Annotated in this window: 22 protein-coding genes and 2 pseudogenes; 7 read left to right on the top strand and 17 right to left on the bottom strand. The window is 72.7% G+C overall.

The window, feature by feature from the left end:
- Positions 1-39: 39 nt before the first annotated feature.
- The 5 genes from ACFWBF_RS27870 to sigE form a co-directional block, all read right to left on the bottom strand.
- On the bottom strand, positions 40-771 hold the full coding sequence (locus ACFWBF_RS27870) for a hypothetical protein (RefSeq protein WP_385606703.1): 732 nt from the start codon (positions 769-771) through the stop codon (positions 40-42).
- Between the two features lie 138 nt (positions 772-909).
- On the bottom strand, positions 910-1362 hold the full coding sequence (locus tag ACFWBF_RS27865) for a sec-independent translocase (protein ID WP_385606702.1): 453 nt from the start codon (positions 1360-1362) through the stop codon (positions 910-912).
- A gap of 116 nt (positions 1363-1478) precedes the next feature.
- Positions 1479-2828 carry a S1C family serine protease gene (locus tag ACFWBF_RS27860; protein WP_385606700.1) on the bottom strand — a complete coding sequence of 450 codons (1350 nt, stop codon included), beginning with the start codon at positions 2826-2828 and terminating at the stop codon, positions 1479-1481.
- A gap of 111 nt (positions 2829-2939) precedes the next feature.
- Positions 2940-3602: an anti-sigma factor family protein gene (locus tag ACFWBF_RS27855; protein ID WP_385606698.1), complete on the bottom strand. Its 663-nt coding sequence runs from the start codon at positions 3600-3602 to the stop codon at positions 2940-2942.
- Positions 3599-4378 (bottom strand): RNA polymerase sigma factor SigE, encoded by a 780-nt coding sequence (gene sigE / locus ACFWBF_RS27850; RefSeq protein ID WP_385606696.1) that lies wholly within the window; start codon positions 4376-4378, stop codon positions 3599-3601. The genes ACFWBF_RS27855 and sigE overlap by 4 nt, the downstream gene beginning before the upstream one ends.
- A gap of 189 nt (positions 4379-4567) precedes the next feature.
- Here sigE and ACFWBF_RS27845 point away from each other — a divergent pair, with 189 nt between their 5' ends.
- Positions 4568-5230, top strand: a complete 663-nt coding sequence (locus ACFWBF_RS27845) for an O-methyltransferase (RefSeq protein ID WP_385606694.1) — start codon at positions 4568-4570, stop codon at positions 5228-5230.
- A gap of 126 nt (positions 5231-5356) precedes the next feature.
- On the opposite strand, the gene ACFWBF_RS27840 is transcribed toward ACFWBF_RS27845, so the two are convergent.
- A complete protein-coding gene (locus tag ACFWBF_RS27840) occupies positions 5357-5524 on the bottom strand; it encodes a DUF3117 domain-containing protein (protein ID WP_003966491.1) in 168 nt (55 codons plus the stop codon).
- Between the two features lie 333 nt (positions 5525-5857).
- Between ACFWBF_RS27840 and ACFWBF_RS27835 the strand changes: the two genes are divergently transcribed.
- Positions 5858-6661 (top strand): enoyl-CoA hydratase/isomerase family protein, encoded by an 804-nt coding sequence (locus ACFWBF_RS27835; protein ID WP_385606692.1) that lies wholly within the window; start codon positions 5858-5860, stop codon positions 6659-6661.
- Here the strand turns inward: ACFWBF_RS27835 and ACFWBF_RS27830 are convergent.
- The gene (locus ACFWBF_RS27830; protein WP_385606690.1) at positions 6658-7245 is read right to left on the bottom strand and encodes a DNA-3-methyladenine glycosylase I; all 588 of its coding nucleotides are present in this window, start codon (positions 7243-7245) and stop codon (positions 6658-6660) included. The two genes, ACFWBF_RS27835 and ACFWBF_RS27830, sit on opposite strands and share 4 nt — an antisense overlap.
- A complete protein-coding gene (locus ACFWBF_RS27825; RefSeq protein WP_385606688.1) occupies positions 7242-7565 on the bottom strand; it encodes a DivIVA domain-containing protein in 324 nt (107 codons plus the stop codon). Before ACFWBF_RS27825 ends, ACFWBF_RS27830 begins: the two co-directional genes overlap by 4 nt.
- Before the next feature lie 76 nt (positions 7566-7641).
- Between ACFWBF_RS27825 and folP the strand changes: the two genes are divergently transcribed.
- A complete protein-coding gene (gene folP, locus ACFWBF_RS27820; protein WP_385606686.1) occupies positions 7642-8502 on the top strand; it encodes a dihydropteroate synthase in 861 nt (286 codons plus the stop codon).
- Between the two features lie 163 nt (positions 8503-8665).
- Here folP and ACFWBF_RS27815 read toward each other — a convergent pair.
- Positions 8666-9418: pseudogene (locus ACFWBF_RS27815) on the bottom strand (TIGR00730 family Rossman fold protein); the annotation flags it as partial.
- 64 nt (positions 9419-9482) lie between these two features.
- Positions 9483-10562, bottom strand: coding sequence for a succinyl-diaminopimelate desuccinylase (dapE, locus tag ACFWBF_RS27810; protein WP_385606685.1), 1080 nt, complete (start codon positions 10560-10562; stop codon positions 9483-9485).
- A gap of 87 nt (positions 10563-10649) precedes the next feature.
- Here dapE and ACFWBF_RS27805 point away from each other — a divergent pair, with 87 nt between their 5' ends.
- Positions 10650-11624 carry a hypothetical protein gene (locus ACFWBF_RS27805; protein ID WP_385606683.1) on the top strand — a complete coding sequence of 325 codons (975 nt, stop codon included), beginning with the start codon at positions 10650-10652 and terminating at the stop codon, positions 11622-11624.
- A gap of 248 nt (positions 11625-11872) precedes the next feature.
- Positions 11873-12244: an ATP-binding protein gene (locus tag ACFWBF_RS27800; RefSeq protein ID WP_385606681.1), complete on the top strand. Its 372-nt coding sequence runs from the start codon at positions 11873-11875 to the stop codon at positions 12242-12244.
- Between the two features lie 59 nt (positions 12245-12303).
- Here ACFWBF_RS27800 and dapC read toward each other — a convergent pair whose 3' ends face one another.
- The gene (dapC, locus tag ACFWBF_RS27795) at positions 12304-13401 is read right to left on the bottom strand and encodes a succinyldiaminopimelate transaminase (RefSeq protein ID WP_385606679.1); all 1098 of its coding nucleotides are present in this window, start codon (positions 13399-13401) and stop codon (positions 12304-12306) included.
- Between the two features lie 116 nt (positions 13402-13517).
- Positions 13518-13853 (bottom strand): ferredoxin, encoded by a 336-nt coding sequence (fdxA, locus tag ACFWBF_RS27790; protein WP_365918743.1) that lies wholly within the window; start codon positions 13851-13853, stop codon positions 13518-13520.
- A 116-nt stretch (positions 13854-13969) separates the two neighbouring features.
- On the opposite strand from fdxA, the gene ACFWBF_RS27785 reads away from it, so the two are divergent.
- Together ACFWBF_RS27785 and ACFWBF_RS27780 are read left to right on the top strand one after the other, a co-directional pair.
- Positions 13970-14959 carry a GNAT family N-acetyltransferase gene (locus ACFWBF_RS27785; protein WP_385606677.1) on the top strand — a complete coding sequence of 330 codons (990 nt, stop codon included), beginning with the start codon at positions 13970-13972 and terminating at the stop codon, positions 14957-14959.
- Positions 14956-15747 (top strand): tetratricopeptide repeat protein, encoded by a 792-nt coding sequence (locus ACFWBF_RS27780; RefSeq protein WP_385606675.1) that lies wholly within the window; start codon positions 14956-14958, stop codon positions 15745-15747. The genes ACFWBF_RS27785 and ACFWBF_RS27780 overlap by 4 nt, the downstream gene beginning before the upstream one ends.
- A gap of 90 nt (positions 15748-15837) precedes the next feature.
- Here the strand turns inward: ACFWBF_RS27780 and ACFWBF_RS27775 are convergent, their stop codons facing one another.
- From ACFWBF_RS27775 to ACFWBF_RS27755, 5 genes and pseudogenes are all read right to left on the bottom strand, one after another.
- Positions 15838-16455: a response regulator gene (locus tag ACFWBF_RS27775; RefSeq protein ID WP_385606673.1), complete on the bottom strand. Its 618-nt coding sequence runs from the start codon at positions 16453-16455 to the stop codon at positions 15838-15840.
- Entirely contained in the window at positions 16452-17579 is a 1128-nt protein-coding gene (locus ACFWBF_RS27770) for a sensor histidine kinase (protein ID WP_385606739.1), read from the bottom strand. The genes ACFWBF_RS27775 and ACFWBF_RS27770 overlap by 4 nt, the downstream gene beginning before the upstream one ends.
- Positions 17580-17605: 26 nt before the next feature.
- Positions 17606-18358, bottom strand: coding sequence for an ABC transporter permease (locus ACFWBF_RS27765; protein ID WP_385606671.1), 753 nt, complete (start codon positions 18356-18358; stop codon positions 17606-17608).
- Positions 18355-19311 carry an ABC transporter ATP-binding protein gene (locus ACFWBF_RS27760; protein WP_385606669.1) on the bottom strand — a complete coding sequence of 319 codons (957 nt, stop codon included), beginning with the start codon at positions 19309-19311 and terminating at the stop codon, positions 18355-18357. Before ACFWBF_RS27760 ends, ACFWBF_RS27765 begins: the two co-directional genes overlap by 4 nt.
- Before the next feature lie 165 nt (positions 19312-19476).
- Positions 19477-20766: pseudogene (locus ACFWBF_RS27755) on the bottom strand (hypothetical protein); the annotation flags it as partial.

The raw sequence follows: 20766 nt of genomic DNA, 5'->3' as shown, positions 1-20766 counted from the left end.
CCGCCACGGTCGGCGGGGCCCTTCGCGCATCCCGCGCGGCTACTCGTACGCGGCCAGGTCCCCGATGACCGAGAAGCCGAGCCCGTACGCGCTCATGCCCCGGCCGTACGCACCCAGGTGGACTCCGCCCCGGGTGGATCCGGCGAGGACCCACCCGAACTCGGACTCGCGGTAGTGGAAGGGCGTCGGCTCCCCGTCCACCGGCAGCGACAGCGACGACCAGTCCTCGCCGTCGAGCGCGTCGGCGAGCTCCCACGCGGCCTCGGTCTGCTGGTCGAGCCAGTCGTCGCGCAGGGAGTGGTCCATCTGGCCGGGCCAGCTGTAGGCCAGCAGCCCCGAGCCGGCCAGCCAGGCGGCCGAGGAGACCGAGGTGGCCTCCAGGACGCCCGTGCCGTCGCCGCTGCGGCGCAGCGGGTTGCTCGCCACCGTGACGACCACGGCGAAGCGCTCCTTCTCGCCGGTGGCGATCTCACCGCGTGCCGACGGCTCGTCGCCGTGGCCGGTGGAGCCGTGCTCCACGGCGCCGTCGGCGCCGGTACCGACCTGCATGAGCCAGCGGGGGCCGGTGAAGGCCCCGTCCAGCCCGTACCAGGGGAAATCTGCCAGCAGGTATCCCTCGACCGCCCGGCGGGCCCCCGGGACGGGCGCGGAGGCCTCCTGGGGCTGCGGTGCTGTCGGCTCTGCTGCCGGTGCTGTCTGCGGGGGTTCGGCGGCGGCTGCGGGGGTTTCGGCGGTCTGCGCCCCTACCCGGCTACTGCTCGTCGTCTCCATCTGGGCGGCCTCTCGTTCCGTGGGGTCCGGAGCGGCCCTCCCCCTCGCTTCGCTGGGGGGACCCCCTCCCTCGGGCGTCCTGCGTCCGGACAGATGGAGGATAGCCATCCCACCCCGGATCGCCGGGCAGGCTGGAACTCAGGTGGCGTCGGCGTCGAAGGGAGTGCGCAGGTCAGGGGCGGCAGCGGCGGGCTTCTTGAGCAGGTCCGGCCCGGCGGCGGTGGGCGTGGCGGACGGGCCGGACGAGGCGGAGGCGGCCGGTGCGGCGGTCTCCCGGCTGTTGACGGCGTCGGTGACGTCGTTCAGTTCCTTGCGGAGATCGAAGCTGCCGCGGATCTCCTTGAGGTCCTCGTTCTCGGCCAGCTGCTTGCGGAGGTAGTTCTTGGGGTTCAGGTCCTCGAACTCGAAGTCCTTGAACTCGGGGCCCAGTTCGGAGCGGATGTCCTGCTTGGCACTGTCCGAGAACGCGCGGACCTTCCGGATGAAGCCCGTGACGTCCTGGATGACCTTGGGCAGCTTGTCCGGGCCGAAGATGAGAATGGCGAGCACCACGATCGTGACCACCTCGAGTGCGCCTATGTCGTTGAACACCTTGCCGCTCCTCGGCTCTCTTCACGTCAGGCCCGACACACGGTACCCGGGGTTGTCCGCCGGCCAGTACACCAGTACCGGCTCAATACGGGCCCGGCGGTGCTTTCACCCGCTCGTCATGATCCGTTCGCCGAACCGAGGACCAGTTCCAGCGTGCGCTCCCGGCCGTCGCGCAGGACGGTGAGGTGCAGCGGGTCGCCCGGCCGGTGGGCCCGGATCTTGATGATCAGCTCGTCGCCGCCGTGCACCCGCTGCCCGTCGACCTTGGTGATCACGTCGCCCGCCTTGATGCCCGCCCTGGCGCCGGGACCGTCGGGGGTGACGGCCGGCTTGCCGCCCTCGCCCTTCTCCTCGACGCGGGCCCCGTCGCCCTCGTAGCGCATGTCGAGGGTGACGCCGATGACGGGGTGCGTGGCGCGGCCGGTGCGGATGAGCTCCTCGGCGACGCGCTTGCCCTGGTTGACCGGGATGGCGAAGCCGAGGCCGATGCTGCCGCTCTGGCGGGTCGCGTCCCCGCTGTCGCCGCCCTTGTCGGCGCCGCGGATCGCGCTGTTGATGCCGATCACGTGGGCGGAGGAGTCCAGGAGCGGGCCGCCGGAGTTGCCGGGGTTGATGGGGGCGTCCGTCTGCAGGGCGTCGACGTAGCTGATGTCGCTGCCGTCGCCCTTGTCGCCGCCGGCGGTGATGGGGCGGCCGGTGGCGCTGATGATGCCGGCCGTGACCGTGTTGGAGAGGTCGAAGGGGGCGCCGATGGCCACGACCGGGTCGCCGACCTTCACGTTCTCGGAGTTGCCGAGGCTCAGGGGCTGCAGGCCCCGTACGCCGCTCACCTTGACCACGGCCAGGTCGTAGCCGGTGTCGCGGCCGACCAGCTCGGCGCTGACGCTGTCGCCGGTGCTGAAGGTGACCGTTATCTGCTTGGCGTCGGCGACGACGTGGTTGTTGGTGAGGATGTGGCCCTGCTGGTCGAGCACGAACCCGGTGCCGGTGCCGCTGCTTTCCCCGCCGTTGACGTGCAGGGTCACCACGCCGGGCAGGGCCGTGGCGGCGATCCCGGCCACGCTCGCGGGGGCCCGGCCCTTGTCGGCGACGGCGGCGGCCTGCGGGAGTTCCAGGCGGGTGTTGGCCTGCCGCTCGGCGAGGACCCCGGCGTATCCGCCGATGCCGCCGGCCAGGAGGGCGGTCCCGAGGGCGAGTGCCACGACCTGCCAGAGCCGGAAGCCCCGCTGCGGCTTGCCGGTGTCCACGACCTGCAACGGCCGGGCCGCCCAGGGGTCGTACCGCGGCTCGTCACCCCGCGGCGCCGGCACCACGGCGTCCTGTGCCCCGTCCCGGGGCTCGGCGGGCCCCTGGTCCGGGTGTGGGGCGGGGGATCCGTCAGCGGGGGCGGGGGTGTCGTCGGGGCGGCTCCACCATCGGGGGGACGCAGCCGGAGCCGGACCGGTCTGCTGCTGACTGTCGGACATGGCCGCTCCCCGCGTGGTTTCGCTTCTGCCGCCGATTCAATCAGGTCCCGCCCCGCCGTCGCCCGGAGCCTTCGGGACCGGGCCGGGCGGGGGCAGCGGCGTCAGCGGACGTCAGCGCAGGAGGGAGACCGGGCGGGCCGACGCGGAGGGCGACGGCTGCATCGGCGGGAGCGGGTCCGCGGAGCGTACGAGGGTCGGCACGACCCCGGGGCTCGACAGCCGGTCACGGGCCACGGCGTCGGCCACGGGCACCGACAGCGGCGCCGCGGGCCCCGGCCGCGAGGCGGGGGCTTCGCCCCGCACGTTCGGGTCGAGGGTGTCCGGCGGCACCGCGCCGCCCAGCGCGATCGCGGCCAGCGACACGGCCCCGGCCGCCACGAAGGCGAAGCGGCGTCGCGGCCGGCCCACCTCGTGGATCGGGAAGCCCTGCCGCTGCGGGGCGGCGAGCGGCACGGGGTACCGGAAGGAGGCGAACGGATCCGCTCCGGGCGAGCCGCCCGCACCCGGCGGACCGGGGGGCCCGTCGAGGCCGCCGCCGGGCAGCCCCTGCAGGCGCGCCAACAGTCCCGCCGACACCGGTGGCGGGGCGCTCTCCACGAACATGGTCTTCAGGCGGCGCTGCGCATCGGCTTCGGCCTTGCACTTGGGACACGTGGCCAGATGGGCCAGCACCCGCTCGCGCGCGTCGTGGCTCAGCTCCCCGTCCACCAGGGCGGCGAGGCGGTCGCCCAAGTGCTGTTCGGCGGGCGACGGGGACGGACTGACTCCGCTCACTCGGGTCCGCCCTCTCCCCCGGCGCCCGGGGCGCCCACGGCCGCTCCCGCCAGCGCACGCTGCTCCGCCCGGGCCTCGGGGGAGCGGTGCTTGAGCGCCTTGCGCAGGTGCGAGCGGCCTCGGTGGATACGGCTGCGCACGGTGCCGAGCTTCACGCCGAGCGTGGCGGCGATCTCCTCGTACGACAGCCCCTCGATGTCGCACAGCACCACGGCCGCGCGGAACTCGGGGGCGAGGGTGTCCAGAGCCTGCTGCACGTCCGCGTCGAAGTGGGTGTCGTGCAGCACCTGCTGGGGCGACGGCTCACGGCTCGGCAGCCGCTCGGCGGCGTCGTCGCCGAGGGCGTCGAAGCGGATCCGCTGCTTGCGGCGGACCATGTCCAGGAACAGGTTCGTGGTGATCCGGTGCAGCCAGCCCTCGAACGTCCCGGGCGTGTACGTGGACAGCGAGCGGAACACGCGGACGAAGACTTCCTGCGTCAGGTCCTCGGCATCGTGCTGGTTACCCGTCAGCCGGTAGGCGAGACGGTAGACCCGGGCACTGTGCGTGCTGACGATCTCCTCCCACGAGGGAGGGGTCCACGCCTGGGAGCCCGCATCGGCGGCAAAGGTCGCGGTGGTTGCGGTGTCTGCGGTGTGGAAGCGGTCAGCAATGTAGGTCACGGATTTCGGCTCACCCGCCGACCAGAAGAGACGTCGGAGGACGCCTCCACGATCCACAGGCGCAGCCGCACCTCCCCTGTCGGCTCTGGTGGTGTCCAGCGGAGTCCCTACCATAGCCACCCCCTCCGTCAGCTCCGGATAAGCATTTTTGCAGTAACTTTGCACGGGTCCGAGGTCCCGGAACGGCCAAGGACCACCGATCTGCCCGGCAGAGTCCCGTCTATCCCGCCTCGATTGCCGCTCTACTGCTCTCAACGCCCGGTCCCATCTGCGGGTTCCCGACTCCAGCGGATACAGTCACCGTTGCGCCAACTATGGGGACAGGAGAGGGTCATTACCGGCAACCGGCAGACGAGCTGGGCGTTCGCCGACGCGTTTGTCGCCGAGGACGACGCTCTGCGGTGGGCCCGCGACCGGGCCAGGGAAGCGGGCCTGCGCTCGGTATCCCCCGGCACCGGGGCCGCGCTGCGCCTGCTCGCCGCCACCGCGGACGCCAAGGCGGTCGCGGAGATCGGCACCGGGACCGGGGTCTCCGGCATCCACCTCCTGCACGGCATGCGCCCCGACGGGGTGCTGACCACCGTGGATCCCGAGCCCGACCGGCAGGCCTTCGCCCGCCAGGCCTTCCGCGCCGCCGGCTTCGCGGGCAACCGGGCCCGCTTCATCCCGGGCCGCGCCCTCGACGTGCTCCCCCGGCTCGCCGACGGCGGGTACGACCTCGTCTTCTGCGACGGCGACCCGTCCGAGTCCCTCGACTACCTCGCTGAATCGTTGCGTCTGCTGCGCCCCGGCGGACTGGTGTGCTTCGAGGGGGTCTTCTCCGACGGCCGTACCGTCGACTCCGCGGCCCAGCCGGTGGAGGTGCTGCGCGTGCGCGAGCTGCTGCGCAGCGTCCGCGAGAGCCCGGCCCTGGAGGCCGCGCTGCTCCCGGTGGGCGACGGCCTGCTGTGCGCGGTCCGGCGCTAGTCGGTCCAAGCCCTCAGGCCGCGCCCGTGGGCCCGTACAGCCCGTGAGCCCGTACCGGAAACAGCACTGCCCCGGGCGCGGTGAGCGACCGGGGCAGTGCAGAGATTCCAGTTGGCGCCGACTCGATCAGCCGACGACCTTCTTCAGGGCGTCACCCAGGGCGTCCGCCTCGTCCGGAGTCAGCTCGACGACGAGCCGACCGCCGCCCTCGAGCGGTACGCGCATGACGATGCCCCGCCCCTCCTTGGTGACCTCGAGCGGGCCGTCGCCCGTCCGCGGCTTCATGGCCGCCATGCTCGTTCCCCTTCCTGAAACCAGTTCATCGTCAGCCGACGGCCCCATTCAGGCGCCTAGTACCCGGCATCGAACACATTGCTTCTTGGCCATTATCCCGCATGTCAGGACCCGATGACCAACATCGGCCGGGAACGCTTGCGCAACGCGCTCGGCCAAAACCACTCATTTCGGGGACCGGCCTGCGATACTTCGCCGCCGTCGCTGGCGATGGGCTCCAGGTTTCTTTGACGCACATCACATGTGCGGGCCCCGTCCGGTCCGCCATGCTGGCCCTTGCACCGGCCGGTACCGGCCGGTAGCCAAGCCCGCGACGAAGGGGGACCCCCTGCCATGGCCGACAGTGTGCTCTACGAAGTGACCGACGGACTCGCGATCATCACGATCAACCGTCCCGACGCCATGAACGCCATGAACACCGAGGCCAAGGTCGCCCTGCGCGACGCGGTCCAGGCGGCGGCCGGCGACACCGCCGTACGGGCCGTCCTGCTGACGGCGGCGGGCAACCGGGCCTTCTGCGTCGGCCAGGACCTCAAGGAGCACATCGGGAACCTGGCGGCGGACCGCGAGAGCGGCTCGCGGCTCACCATGAGCACGGTCGCCGAGCACTACAACCCGATCGTCCGGGCGCTCACCGAAATGCCGAAGCCGGTGGTGGCGGGCGTGAACGGCGTCGCGGCCGGGGCCGGCTTCGGCTTCGCGCTGGCGGCGGACTTCCGCGTCGTCGCGGACACCGCGTCCTTCAACACCTCCTTCGCCGGCGTCGCCCTGACCGCCGACTCCGGGGTGTCCTGGACGCTGCCCCGCCTGATCGGCGCCTCGCGCGCATCGGACCTGCTGCTCTTCCCCCGCTCGGTCAAGGCGCAGGAGGCGTACGACCTCGGCATCGTGAACCGCCTGGTCCCCTCGGAGTCCCTGCGCGCGGAGGCCGAGGCGGTGGCCCGCAGCCTCGCGGAGGGCCCCACGGTCGCCTACGCGGCCCTGAAGGAGTCCCTGGCGTACGGCGCGGCCCACTCCCTGCGCGAGGCCCTGGAGCGCGAGGACACCCTCCAGGCCCGCGCGGGCGCCTCGGAGGACCACTCCATCGCCGTCCAGGCCTTCCTCGCCAAGCAGCCCCCGCGCTACCTGGGGCGCTAGGCCGGCCGGACCGGCTTGCGGGAGACGCAGCGGGCCAGGTGGTCGTTGACCAGACCGCAGGCCTGCATCAGGGCGTAGGCCGTCGTCGGGCCGACGAAGCGGATGCCCGCCTTCTTCAGTGCCTTGGCCAGGGCCGTGGACTCCGGGGTCACCGCCGGGATCTCGGCGGTGCTCTTCGGGGCCCGGCCCGGCTTCGGGGCGTGGGACCAGACGAGCGTGTCCAGCTCGCCCGGCTCCCAGCCCGCCAGGACCTTCGCGTTGGCCAGCGTCGCCTCGACCTTGGCGCGGTTGCGGATGATGCCCTCGTCCGCCAGCAGCCGCTCCACGTCGGCTTCGCCGAACTCCGCGACCTCCGCGATCCGGAACCCCGCGAAGGCCTTGCGGAAGCCCTCGCGGCGTCGCAGGATCGTCAGCCACGACAACCCCGACTGGAACGCCTCCAGGCACAGCCGCTCGTACAGGGCGTCGTCCCCGTGGACCGGACGCCCCCACTCCGTGTCGTGGTACGTGACGTACTCCTCGGTGGACAGCGCCCACGGGCACCGCAGCCCGCCGTCCGCGCCCGCGAGCGCGCCGCCCGTCACTGTCCGGCCTTGCCGAGGTCCACGGCGCGGGCGGCGCTCGCCGACAGCTCGGCGATCCGGGCGTCGCGCTCCGCCAGTTCCGCCGCGAGGCGCTCCAGTACGTCGTCCACCTCGGCCATCCGGTACCCGCGCGGGGCCACCGGAAGCCGCAGCGCATCGACGTCCGCCCGTACGACGGGGCGGTTCTCCGGCAGCCCGTCGGCCACCCGGTCCGGCTCGGAATCCGGGAGCACGGCTTCCGAGCCGCCGCCGACCACCGCGAGGGTGACCGCGGCGACGACCACGACCAGCGCGATCAGCAAGAACCAGAACACGATCAACTCCCCTGAGAGACTCCGGCCACCAGGTTAAGGTCGCAGGCGAGGCGCGAGGGCCGCCGAAGGAGGAAAGAGCAGGATGCTGCGACTGGGCAGGCGCGAGTTCGACACCCACGAGCCGGTGATCATGGCCATCGTGAACCGGACCCCTGACTCCTTCTACGACCAGGGCGCGACCTTCCGCGACGCGCCCGCGCTGGACCGGGTCGAGCAGGCGGTCGCCGAGGGCGCCGCGATCATCGACATCGGCGGGGTCAAGGCGGGCCCGGGCGAGCACGTGGACGCGGCCGAGGAGGTCCGGCGTACGGTCGGTTTCGTCGCGGAGGTGCGCCGCCGCCACCCGGACGTGGTGATCAGCGTCGACACCTGGCGCCACGAGGTCGGCGAGGCGGTCTGCGAGGCCGGGGCCGACGTGCTGAACGACGCGTGGGGCGGGGTGGACCCCCGGCTGGCGGAGGTCGCCGCCCGCCACGGCGCGGGCATCGTCTGCACGCACGCGGGCGGTGTGGAGCCGCGCACCCGGCCGCACCGGATCGCGTACGAGGACGTGATGGCGGACATCCTGAGCGTCACGGTCGGGCTGGCGGAGCGCGCGGCCGCGCTCGGCGTCCGGCGCGACGCGATCATGATCGACCCGGGCCACGACTTCGGCAAGAACACCCGCCACTCGCTGGAGGCCACGCGCCGCCTCGGCGAGATGGCGCAGACGGGCTGGCCGGTCCTGGTCTCGCTGTCCAACAAGGACTTCGTCGGCGAGACCCTCGACAAGCCGGTCAAGGAGCGCCTCCTGGGCACCCTCGCCACGACGGCCGTCTCGGCCTGGCTCGGCGCGCAGGTCTACCGCGTCCACGAGGTCGCCGAGACGAAGCAGGTCCTCGAGATGGTCGCGTCGATCCAGGGCCACCGCCCCCCGGCGGTCGCCCGCCGCGGACTGGCCTGAGGCCACCGGCCCGGCGGCCGCCCGCCGGGGGCCGCCTGACCGGACGGTCCCGGGCGGGCCCCGCCGGGAGCCGTTGCGGCCTAGTGCGGTCGCAGCACTAGTCGCCGGTTTCCCGGGCCGCCTCTTCGGTGGCGGCGAGGGCGGCGCGTTCGTTCGTGCCCTCGCCGACCTCCTTGCTGACCAGGGTCACCGCCTCTTCCACGTCGTCCGTGACGTGGAAGAGCAGCAGGTCGAACTCGGACGCCTTGCCCTGCGCGATCACCGTGTTCTTGAGCCAGTCGACCAGCCCGCTCCAGTACTCCGTGCCGAACAGCACGATCGGGAAGCGGGTGATCTTCCGGGTCTGGACCAGGGTCAGCGCCTCGAACAGCTCGTCCAGCGTGCCGAGACCGCCCGGCAGCACCACGAAGCCCTGGCTGTACTTCACGAACATCGTCTTGCGGACGAAGAAGTACCGGAAGTTCAGCCCGAGGTCGACGTGCTCGTTGAGCCCCTGCTCGAAGGGGAGCTCGATGCCCAGGCCCACCGAGATGCCGTTGGCCTCCCGCGCGCCCTTGTTGGCCGCCTCCATGGCGCCCGGACCGCCGCCGGTGATCACCGCGAAGCCGGCGTCCACCAGCGCGTGCCCGATCCGTACGCCGGCCTCGTACTCCGGCGTGCCCGCCGGGGTCCGCGCGGAGCCGAACACGCTGATCGCCGGCGGCAGCTCCGCCAGCGTGCCGAAGCCCTCGATGAACTCCGACTGGATGCGCAGGACCCGCCAGGGATCGGTGTGCACCCACTCGGAGGGCCCGGCCGAATCCAGCAGCCGCTGGTCCGTCGTGCTGCCCGCCTGGACCTGGCTGCGCCTGCGCAGCACCGGCCCGAGCTGCTGCTCCTCGGGCTTGCGACGAGCGGTACCGTCGGGGTTGCCCATGATGTGCTCCCTCCTGCTGATCGTTGGATCAGGTTAGGCGCACAAAGGTGACCAGAAGGGGAATTTACGAGGTCAGCCAGGCACGGAGTCGTTCCTCGCAGTGCAGGATCGCCTTCGTCTCGACCCGCTCGTCGACCTTGTGCGCCAGCAGGGCGTCACCCGGGCCGTAGTTGACCGCCGGGACGCCCAGCGCGCTGAAGCGGGAGACGTCCGTCCAGCCGAACTTGGGCATCGCACGGCCTCCGACGGCCGCCATGAAAGCGGCGGCGGCCGGGTGGGAGAGGCCGGGGAGGGCGCCGCCGGAGGAGTCGTCGACCACGAACTGCGCGATGTCGCAGTCCGCAAAGACCTCCTTCACGTGGGCCAGGGCCTGTGCCTCGCTGCGGTCCGGGGCATAGCGGAAGTTGACCGTCACCGTGCAGGCGTCCGGGATGACGTTGTTGGCGACGCCGCCCTCGATGCGGACCGCGTTGAGGCCCTCGTGGTACTCCAGGCCGTCGATGACGGGCCTGCGCGGCTCGTAGGCCGCCAGCCTGGCCAGGATCGGGCCCGCCCCGTGGATGGCGTTGGAGCCCATCCAGCTGCGCGCCGAGTGGGCGCGCTCGCCGGCCGTCCGCAGCAGCACGCGCAGGGTCCCCTGGCAGCCGCCCTCGACCTCGGCGTTGGACGGTTCCAGCAGCACCGCGAAATCGCCGGTCAGCCAGTCGGGGTGGGCTTCGGCGACCTTGCCGAGGCCGTTGAGGTCGGCGGCGACCTCTTCCTGGTCGTAGAAGACGAAGGTGAGGTCCCGGTTCGGCTCCGGCACGGTCGCGGCGATGCGCAGCTGTACGGCGACGCCGGACTTCATGTCGGTGGTGCCGCAGCCCCACAGGACGTCGTTCTCGTCGAGGCGCGACGGTACGTTGTCGGCGATGGGCACGGTGTCCAGGTGGCCGGCGAGTACGACCCGCTCGGCGCGTCCGAGGTCCGTGCGGGCAACGACGTTGTTGCCGTACCGGTCCACGGTGAGGTGGGGCAGGCCGCGCAGCGCGTGTTCCACGAGGTCGGCGAGTACCTTCTCGTCGCCGCTCACGGACGGAATGTCGACGAGCCGGGCGGTCAGCTCGGCGGCGTCCTGGGTGAGGTCCAGCTCGGATTCGGACATGGCCCTGACCCTAACGCGCCGGGCCCCGCGGCCGGGCCGTACGTCCGGCCGACGGACGCGTCCCATGGCTCAAGTACGGTGGGCCGCGTGTCCGAGATCCCGCGCCACCGCCCCCGCCGCCGTCGGCCGCTGCGCACGGCCGCGGGTCTCCTCGTCCTGCTCGCGCTGGCCGGCTATCTCATCGTGCAGCGCGAATCGAACGGCGGCGGCGGTGCGCCGTACTGCACGGCCTCCGTGCGGGAGGGTGCGGATCCGTCCCACGAGGGCACCCTGCGGACGTACGAGATGACCCCCGAGCAGGCCGGCCACGCGGCGACGATAGCGGCCGTGGGCGTCGCCAAGGGCCTGCCGGACCGGGCCGTGACCATCGCGCTGGCGACCGCGATGCAGGAGTCCTCGCTGCGCAACCTCGACCACGGCGACCGGGACTCGCTCGGGCTGTTCCAGCAGCGGCCCTCGCAGGGCTGGGGCACGCCGGGGCAGATCATGGACCCGGTGTATTCGGCCGGGATCTTCTACGACCATCTGGCCGAGATCAAGGGGTATTCGAGGCTCCCCCTGACGGTGGCCGCGCAGCGGGTGCAGCGCAGCGGTTTCCCGCAGGCGTACGCGAAGCACGAGCCGGACGCGATCGTGCTGACGGCGGCCTTCGCCGGTGGCGGCGAGGTGGCCTGCGGCGGTCCCCCGCCCGCGCAGGCGGGCGATCCGCAGAAGGTACGGGCCGAGCTGACCCGGATCTTCGGCAAGGACGCGCTGCAGGAGATGACTCCGGAGCGGAGCCACGCCGGGGCCAAGGGCATGGAGATCAGGGAGTCCGAGATCCTCCTGGTGGAGAAGCAGGACGCCGGCGAGGCCGGGCTGCGCGCCGGCCAGGCGGTGGCCCAGTGGGCGGTGGCCCATGCGCGCGAGATGGACATCGCCCGGGTCTCGTACTCGTGGAAGAGCTGGATCGCCGGCGAGGGCCAGGGCCTGTGGCAGTTCAAGGGCGGCCCGGGCAAGTCCGGTGACGGGGATCCGCACAACGCGACCCCGGCCGAGGTGCGGATCTTCGTGAACCGCTGAGTCGCGCACGCACACCCGGCAGCGGCTCGCTCAGGCGTACGGGCCGTCCCCCGTGCGGGGGTGACCCTGGCGGCGGTCCGCGGGGCCCCGGGGAGGACACAAGCGCAGGTCGGCGCGCATCCAATGCGCTTGTCGCGGAAGCCGATTAAACGATGCGTTACTGATCCTTTACCCACCGCCTCCGCAACTCCACCCGCCCCTCGAGCGGTTGTACACGGCGTACTCAGCCGCTACCGCTTAGGAGCATCATGTCCCTCCCCCTGACCCGCCGGATCGCCCGTACCGCGCTGCTGCTCGCAGCCGGGGCAGCTCCCGTGGTCGGTGCGGCCGGCGCGGCCAGCGCCGCGGGCCTGGAGTCCGTGCCGCAGCTGCCGCAGCTGGGCGCGCTCACCAGCCCGGACGCCCCGGGTGCCGCGACCACCGCAACGGACACCGCCACCGACACGGCCACGGAGACCGCCTCGGACGCCACGGGCGCCGCCACCAAGGCCGCCGGCCCCGCCGAGCAGCTGCTCGGCGGACTGCCGGCCGGGTCGGCGCTGAAGACCGCGCAGGCGCTGCCGGTCGGCAGCCTGCCGGTGAGCACGCTGCCCGTGGCCGGCCTGCCGCTGGGCGGCTGAGCGGCGCCGGGAACACCGAGGGGGCCGGGAGCACGAACTCCCGGCCCCCTCGGGCCGTCTCAGACCGACAGGCGCTTGACGGCCGCCTCGACGCGCTCGTCCGTGGCCGTGAAGGCGACGCGGACGAACCTCGCGCCCGCCTCGCCGTAGAAATCGCCCGGCGCCACCAGGATGCCCAGCTCGGCCAGGTGGGCGACCGTCTCCCAGCAGGGCTCGTCCCGGGTTACCCACAGGTAGAGGCTGGCTTCGCTGTGCTCGACGCGGAAGCCGTGCGCCTCCAGCGCCGTACGCAGCGCGGCGCGGCGGGCGGCGTAGCGCACCCGCTGCTCCTCGACGTGCGCATCGTCGCCGAGCGCCGCCACCGTGGCCGCCTGCACCGGCGCCGGGGTCATCATGCCGCCGTGCTTGCGGATCGCCAGCAGCTCGCCGAGCACGTCCGCGTCACCGGCGATGAACGCCGCCCGGTAGCCGGCCAGGTTGGACCGCTTGGACAGGGAGTGGACGGCGACGATGCCCTCGTACGAGCCGCCGCAGACGTCGTCGTGCAGGACGGAGACCGGCTCGGCCTCCCAGCCGAGCTCCAGGTAGCACTCGTCGCTGAAGATCAGGATCCCGTGTTCGCGCGCCCAGGCCACGATCCGGATCAGCTCCTCCTTGGCGAGGACCTTCCCGGTGGGGTTGGACGGGGAGTTGAGCCACAGCAGCTTCACGCCGGCCGGGTCGAGCTCGGTCGGATCGTCGTAGACGACCGCTTCCGCTCCGCACAGCCGCGCGCCGACCTCGTACGTCGGGTACGCGAGCCGGGGGTAGGCCACCTTGTCTCCGGCGCCCAGGCCCAGTTGGGTCGGCAGCCAGGCCACCAGCTCCTTGGAGCCGACGACCGGCAGGACGTTGCGGTGCCCGGCGGCGCTCGCGCCGAGGCGGCCCCGCACCCAGTCCGTGATCGCGTCGCGCAGGGCGGCCGTGCCCCACACCGTGGGGTAGCCCGGGGAGTCCGCGGCCTCGACGAGGGCGCGCTGGATCAGCTGCGGCACCGGGTCCACGGGGGTGCCGACCGACAGGTCGACGATGCCGTCCGCATGGGCCGCCGCCGTCGCCTTGTACGGCTCCAGCTTGTCCCAGGGGAAGACGGGAAGACGGGCGGAAACTGCGGCCACGAAGATCTCTGCTCTCTGGGTGCCGGTTCGAAGACGGGGTTGCGGGTCGGAAAACGCCTCGGTCCCGTGCGGCGGGAAGGCCGGACGGGACCGAGGGGCGCTCATGCCGTAAACCCTCAGTGCTCGGCAGCGGGGTTGATGTCGGCGGGAAGCGCTGCGATGAAGGGGTGGTCGCGCTCGATCAGGCCGAGCTTGGAGGCACCACCGGGCGAACCGAGCTCGTCGAAGAACTCGACATTCGCCTTGTAGTAGTCCTTCCACTCCTCCGGGGTGTCGTCCTCGTAGAAGATGGCCTCGACCGGGCAGACCGGCTCACACGCACCACAGTCGACGCACTCGTCCGGGTGGATGTACAAGGACCGCTGGCCCTCGTAGATGCAGTCGACGGGGCACTCTTCGATGCATGCCTTGTCCTTGACGTCGACACAAGGCTCCGCGATGACGTAGGTCACGCTCTCGTTCCTCCTCGGTAGGGCTTCCATATCGCGCGGGAGCGCGGCGTCGTCGATGCCCGCCCCTAGTATCTCCGTTCCCGGGCACGATCCGAACAGGAGGGGCGGACAGAGCTGTGGAAATCACTGCCGGCGGGCTGCTGGAGATCCGTATCACCCCCGCTGACGTGGGTAAACGAGTCTCTGTACGACGGGTGGAGAGCGAGCGGAGCGGGTCCCCCGCGTTCAGGGACACGGTAGGTGTTCTCACATCCTGGAACCAGGGTGTGCTGACGATCACACGAAAGACCGGCGAGTCCGTCCGCATCGCGGAATCGACGCTGGTCGCAGGCAAGATCGTACCGGCGGCGCCGGCCCGCCGCAGGGGCCCCGCGGCCTCTTTCGAGGAGCTCTCGAGGATCTGTGCACGGTCCTGGCAGCCGCTGGAGAGCGAGCCCATGGGCGACTGGACGCTGCGCGCGGCCCGGGGATTCACCCGCCGGGCCAATTCCGTGCTGCCGCTCGGCCACCCGGGGATACCGCTGGACGAAGCACTCGAGCGAGTGACCTCCTGGTACGCGGAACGGGGACTTCCGGCCTACGTGCAGGCCGCGACGGGGGGTGCGGGCACGCAGGAGCTGCTGTGCGCGGAGCTGGAGGCCCGGGGCTGGGCGGCCGAGGTGTCGGCCGAGGTCCGGGTCGCGGGCCTCGCGCCGGTGGCGGACGTGGACTCCCCCGCCGCCCGCGAGGTACGCCTCACCCGCGCCCCGGACGCGGACTGGCTCGGCCGCTACGGGCGGGTCGAGGACCCCGAGGTGGCCCGGCGGATGCTGGTGGAGGGCCCGTCGGTGTGGTTCGCGAACCTGGCCGGGGGCCGGGCCGTCGGGCGGTGCGTGGTGGACGGGCGCTGGGCCGGCTTCGCCGCGGTCACCGTGGACCCCGCGTACCGGCGGGGCGGCCTGGCGACGGCGGTGATGGCGGCGCTGGCGCGGCGGGCGCTGGAGGAGGGGGCCTCGGCGGCGTGGCTCCAGGTCGAGACGGACAATGCGGGGGCGCTGGCGCTGTACGACGGCATGGGCTTCGCGACGCACCACGCCTACCACCACTACCGCCCGGCGGCGCGGTGAGCTCCCTGACGCGCGCGCAGTTCGCGCAGGAGGCGCGGGCCGAGCGGCCGGACCTGTCGGTGCTGTGCCTGCTGCTCGCCGCGGAGGCGGACCCGGACCTCGACGAACGGGGGATGGACTGGGCGCAGATCGAGCTGGACCGGCTGGCGGGGATGCTGCCGTACGGGCTGCGCGGCGCGAAGGCCTGGGCCTCGGCGGTGACGGAACTGCTCGGCGGGCGGCTCGGCTTCCACGGCACCCCGGCGGACTACGACCGGCTGTCGTCCTCGCTGCTGCACGAGGTGCTGCGGCGTCGGCGGGGGCTGCCGATCCTGCTGTCGGTGGTCTGGCTGGAGGTGGCCCGGCGGGCGGGCGCGCCGGTGTACGGGCTGGCTCTGCCGGGGCACTTCGTGGTGGGCTTCGGGGATCCGCAGGACGGGGTGGTGGTGGACCCCTTCGCGGGCGGCGTGTCGCTGGGCGCGGGGCCCGCGGAGCTGGCGCAGGGGCCGCGCACGGCGGCGCGGACGCTGGACATCGTGCTGCGGATCCTGAACAACGTCCGCGCGTGGGCCTCGGACCGGCCGGAGCACTCGGCGGTGGCGCTCTGGGCGCTGGACCTGTCGCTGCTGCTGCCGTCGCATCCGGCGTCGCTGCGGTACGAGCGGGCCCGGCTGCTGGTGGAGCGCGGGGCGTTCGTCGAGGGCGCGGCCGAACTCGACGCGTACGCGGACGTGGTGGCCGCGGTCGACGCCGGCGCGGCCGCCCGCCTCCACACCGAGGCGGCGGCAGCCCGAGCCCTCCTGAACTGACCCCGGGCTCCGCCCCGGACCCCGCGCCTCAATCGCCGGCGGGGCTGGATTCTGGCTGGTGCCGCCTGCGATCTCAGCCCCGCAGCGCGGCTAGAGCCAGCCCTTTTCGCGGGCCGTGCGGACGGCTTCGGCGCGGTTGCGGGCGGCCAGTTTCTGGATCGCCGTCGAGAGGTAGTTGCGGACCGTGCCCTGGGACAGGTGCAGGTGGGCCGCCAGCTCGGCATTGGTCGCGCCGAATTCCGCCGCCCGCAGCACCTCCCGCTCCCGGTCGGTCAGGGGGTTCGCGCCCTCCGCGAGGGCCGCCGCGGCGAGCGTGGGGTCGATGACGCGTTCCCCCGCCAGGACCTTGCGTACCGCCTCCGCCAACTGCGCGGCCGGCGCGTCCTTGACCAGGAACGCCGAGGCCCCCGCCTCCATCGCGCCGCGCAGGTACCCGGGGCGCCCGAAGGTCGTCAAGATCACGATCCGGAGCGCGGGAAGGGCCTCGCGCAGCGCCGCGGCCGCCTCGATGCCCGTCATGCCCGGCATCTCGATGTCGAGCAGCGCCACGTTCACGTCGTGCGCCCGCGCGGCCGCCACCACCTCGTCGCCGCGGGCGACCTGGGCCAGCACCTCGATGTCCGGCTCCAGCCCGAGCAGCGCCGCCAGGGCCTCCCGGACCATGGACTGGTCCTCGGCCAGGAGGATCCTGATGGGTCGTGGGGTCATGATCCCGATCCTAGGGGGACGCACGCCCGCAGCCGGAAGCCGGTCTTGCCCGTCGGGCCGGCCGCCAGGGTCCCGCCCACCGCCTCCAGGCGTTCCGTCAGGCCCGTCAGACCGTTGCCGGCGGTGGCCGAACCGCCCGCGCCGTCATCGGCGACGCCCAGTTCCACGACCGGCCCCGCCAGGGTCTGGCGGGTCTCCAGCGTGACCGTGCAGCGTGTGGCGCCGCTGTGGCGGACCACGTTCGTCACCGCCTCCCGCAGGGACCAGGCCAGGGCCGACTCCTGCTCCTCCGCCAGCTCCGCCGTGAGCTCGGACGGCAGGTCCGCCACCACTCCGGCGGCGGTCAAGGCGGTCCGCGCGCCCGCCAGTTCACCCGGCAGGGTCGGCCGCCGGTAGCCGCTCACGGCCTCCCGTACGTCGACCAGCGCCTGCCGGCTCACCCGCTCGATGTCCGCGACCTGCTGGGCCGCCGCCTCGGGCCGGGAGGGCAGCATCCGCCCCGCCAGCTCGCTCTTGAGCGTGATCAGCGACAGCGAGTGCCCCAGCAGGTCGTGCAGGTCCCGGGCCATCCGCAGCCGCTCCTCGTTCGCGGCGAGCTGCGCCACCGTGGCGCGCGCCTCGCGCAGTTCCACGGTGGTCCGGATCATCGCGCGGATGCCGACCATCGCGAAGCCGCCCATCAGGGCCGGGATCAGCAGGCCGGTCAGGTACGCGTCGCCGCCCGGCACCGCGAAGGCGGTCACCGCCAGCAGCGCGGTCGCGCCGGGGACCGTCCAGCGGGAGATCTCCCCGGGCAGCGCGGCGCCGGAGGAGATGGACACGTAGACGAAGAGCACGAGCCATTCGCGGCCCAGGGACAGCGAGAGGATCGTGGCCTGGGCGGAGAGCACCGCCACCGAGAACAGGACCCGGCCGACGGGCAGCTGCCGGGCGGTGCGGTAGACGAGGAGCAGGTACCAGGCGACGAAGGCCGCGAGGCCCAGGCCGCCGAGCAGCCGGGCCCCGAGGCTGTGTCCGCCGCGGATCAGGTCGGTGACGGGGGCGCTGAGGTAGAACAGCCACAGGCCGATCCACAGTGACTGCACGATCTTGTGCCGGCGGTCTCGCGGCCGGACCCCGATCATCGACTTCGTCGCCCCACTCACAACCGTCACGCCTTCAGCGAGTCCTTGCGGTACAGCCAGGCGGCGGCACCAGTGAACAGTACGAAGTACACGGCGAGGATGGCCACGTCCTTGGCGTGCGGCGCGCCACCCAGCTCGATGGCCTGGCCGAGGCCGGCGTAGGCGTGGGTCGGGAGCCATTCGCAGATGCTGCGCAGCCACTGCGGGAAGTTCGCCGTGGGCATCCACAGGCCGCCGAGGATCGAGAGGCCGAAGTAGAAGAGCATGGTGATCGGGCGGACGTTGTCGCCGGTCGCCATGTATCCGATGGCCACGCCGAGGGCGGCGAAGACGAGGCTGCCGGCCCAGATGGAGCCGGTCAGGGCGAGCCACTGCCAGGCGTCGAACCGTACGCCCTTCACGACCGCGGCGACCGCGAAGACGACGAGGATCGACGGCAGGGAGAGCACGCCGGCGCTGGCGGTCTTCGCGAGGACGTACCCGCGGCCGGGCAGGGCTGTGAGCCGGAGCTGGCGGACCCAGCCCTTCTCCCGCTCCTTGGCGATGCGCTCGCTGTTGCCCATCAGGACGGCCGTCAGGGCGCCGAAGGAGGCCATCGCCACCATGTAGAACGCGGGCATCGTCAGATCCGTGCCCATGACCTTCGTCGTGCCGTCCAGGGTGCCGCCGAGCATCAGGAAGAGGGCGGCCGGGTAGAGGACGGTGAAGAAGAGGTACTTCTTGTTGCGCAGGGCCCGGGTGATCTCGAGCTTGACGAGCAGAGCGGTTCCGGTGTTCATGATGCGTCGGCCTCCTCGGCCTCGGTGAGGGCGATGAAGGCCTGCTCCAGGCCCAGGCCCGCGACCTCCAGGTTGCGGGGGTAGAGCCCCAGGGCGTAGACGGCGTGGACCGTCGCGTCGGCGTCGGCGGACTGGAGCCGTACGGTCTCGCCGTGCCGCTCGTAAGCCGTCAGGTGCGGCAGGGCGCGCAGCGCGTCCTCGTCGACGGAGCCCGCGAGGTCGAAGGCGATCCGGCGGGCGCCGGCCTTCGCCTTGATCTCGGCCGCGGTGCCGTCGGCGAGGACGCGGCCCTTCTGCAGCACGATGACCCGGTCGGCGATCGCGTCGGCCTCTTCCAGGTAGTGCGTGGCGAAGAGGACGGTGCGGCCTTCGGCGGCCTGCTCGCGCATCGTGGCCCAGAAGGCCTGGCGGGAGGTCACATCCATGCCGGTGGTCGGCTCGTCGAGCACGATCAGGTCGTTGCGTCCGGCGGTGGCGAGCGCGAAGCGCACGCGCTGCTCCTGGCCTCCGGAGAGCTTGTTGACCATGCGGTCGGCGATGTCGGCGACACCGGCGAGGCCGAGCACCTGGTCGACGGGGTGCGGGCGGGGGTGCAGGGCGCAGGTGAGCGTCACGAGCTCTCGTACGGTCACCTCCTCCATCAGGCCGCCGGTCTGGAGCATGGCGCCGACCCGGCCGGCCGCGATGGCCTCGCGGGGGGTCGTGCCGAAGAGGCTGACGGAGCCGGAGTCGGCGGGGCGCAGGCCGAGCAGCAGGTCGAGGGTGGAGGACTTGCCGGCGCCGTTCGGGCCGAGGAGTGCGACGGTCTCGCCCGGGTGGAGTTCGAGGGAGAGTCCGTCGACCGCCCGGACCGAGCCGTAGCTCTTGGTCACATTGCGGAAGCTCACCACGGTGCCGGAGTCGGAGCCGGGGTCCGTGGCGGCCGTGGAGTACTTCGCGGTCGTCGTCGTCATGGCTCAAGGTTCGCTGGTACGGGGGTACGCGCGGCAGTGTCGCCCGTCGTGAAGGGCGGATGACAGATGTCATGCGGGGGATGTGACGGAGCCCCTCCCCGGGGGTCCGGGAAGGGGCTCCGACCGGCTGACCGGCTGACCGGCTCCGACGTGCTGCTGTCGCTGTCAGTTCGGGTTCGTGTCGATGGTGGCGATGCGCTCCGCGGGCGTCTTGCCGCGCAGGGCCTTGCCGAGGGCGCCCACGACGTCCTGCGGGGTGACGGCCGTCTTCTGGCCGTTGCCGCGCATGATCAACACGCCGTCGAAGGTGTTCCCGTACGTCGCCTTGAGCGCCTCGAGGTCGTACTTCTCGACGAGGTGGCCGTCCACGACCTGCATGCTGAGGATCTTGGGCAGGGACTTGGCGCCGAAGGGGAGGGCCTTGGAGCCCGCCTTGACGGTGGCGGTCGCCGACATCGCGGGCTCGGCGAAGTCCTTCATGGCACGGTCGAGTTCGGCCTGGTCCACGACCGGCTGCTTGGTGGTGACCGGGAGTTCGACCGGATCGGCCTTGCCGGTGGCGACCATGTCGCGGAAGGCCTTGGTGACCAGTTCGACGGAGCCGTCCGCGTCGAGCGTGGAGCCGGGCTTGCCGGGGACGGCGACGGCCTTGCCGGTGTCGAAGGTGATGGTGCCCTCGGTGGCGGAACCGGCGCTCCCGGCCAGCTCCTGGAGAGCCACCTGCAGCTTCTCCTCGTCGGTGGGCATGACGGGCTCGGCGGCACGCTCGCTGCCGAAGAGGGACCCGATGACCGTGACGGGGTTGTAGTCACTGCCCGCCGCATTGCGCACGGTGGTCTGGCTGTCCAGGGTCAGGCCGGCCTTCTCGGGCTTCAGCTCGACCTGCTTGCCACCGACGCTGAGCTGGAGGGGGGCCGCGGCGCGATTGCCGAAGGCCGTCTGGAGCTTGGAGACGGCCTCGTCGCGGCTGCCGCTGATGTCGACGCCGAGGACGGTGGTGCCCTTGGGGACGTCGGAGTGGTTCAGGAGCAGTCCGGCGCCGTAAGCCACGCCGAGCAGGGCGATGGCCGCGCCGCCGAGCAGGACGAGCTTGTTGCGGCCCTTCTTGGCGGGCTTGGCGGGGGCGGCCGCCTTGGCCGGGGCCGGGGCGGCTGCCGCCGGGCCGGGGGCCGGGACCGGCGGTGGTGCGTGGCGCACCGGGGTGTCCAGGTCGGGTCCGGGCCAGCGGGGCGGCTGCTGCTCCTCGACGGGGACGGTGCCGAGCGCGGGGCCGCCGGTGGGGCCCGCCGGGCCGGTCCCGTACGCGGGGATGCCCTGGGTGGCGCCGACCCCGGGTCCGCCGACGGGCCGGGCCGCCGGGGCGGGCGCGGGCGCGGCGAAGCCGGGTGCGGCGGGGGCCGCGAACCCCTGGGGCGGCGTGTCGAAGCCGGGTCCGGCGGGGCCGGGGCCGTAGCC

Origin of the sequence: Streptomyces sp. NPDC060028 (assembly GCF_042736725.1) — a bacterium.
Lineage (GTDB): Bacteria > Actinomycetota > Actinomycetes > Streptomycetales > Streptomycetaceae > Streptomyces.
The sequence above is the reverse complement of the archived record's forward strand: the minus strand, read 5'-3'. Positions and strand labels throughout refer to the sequence as shown.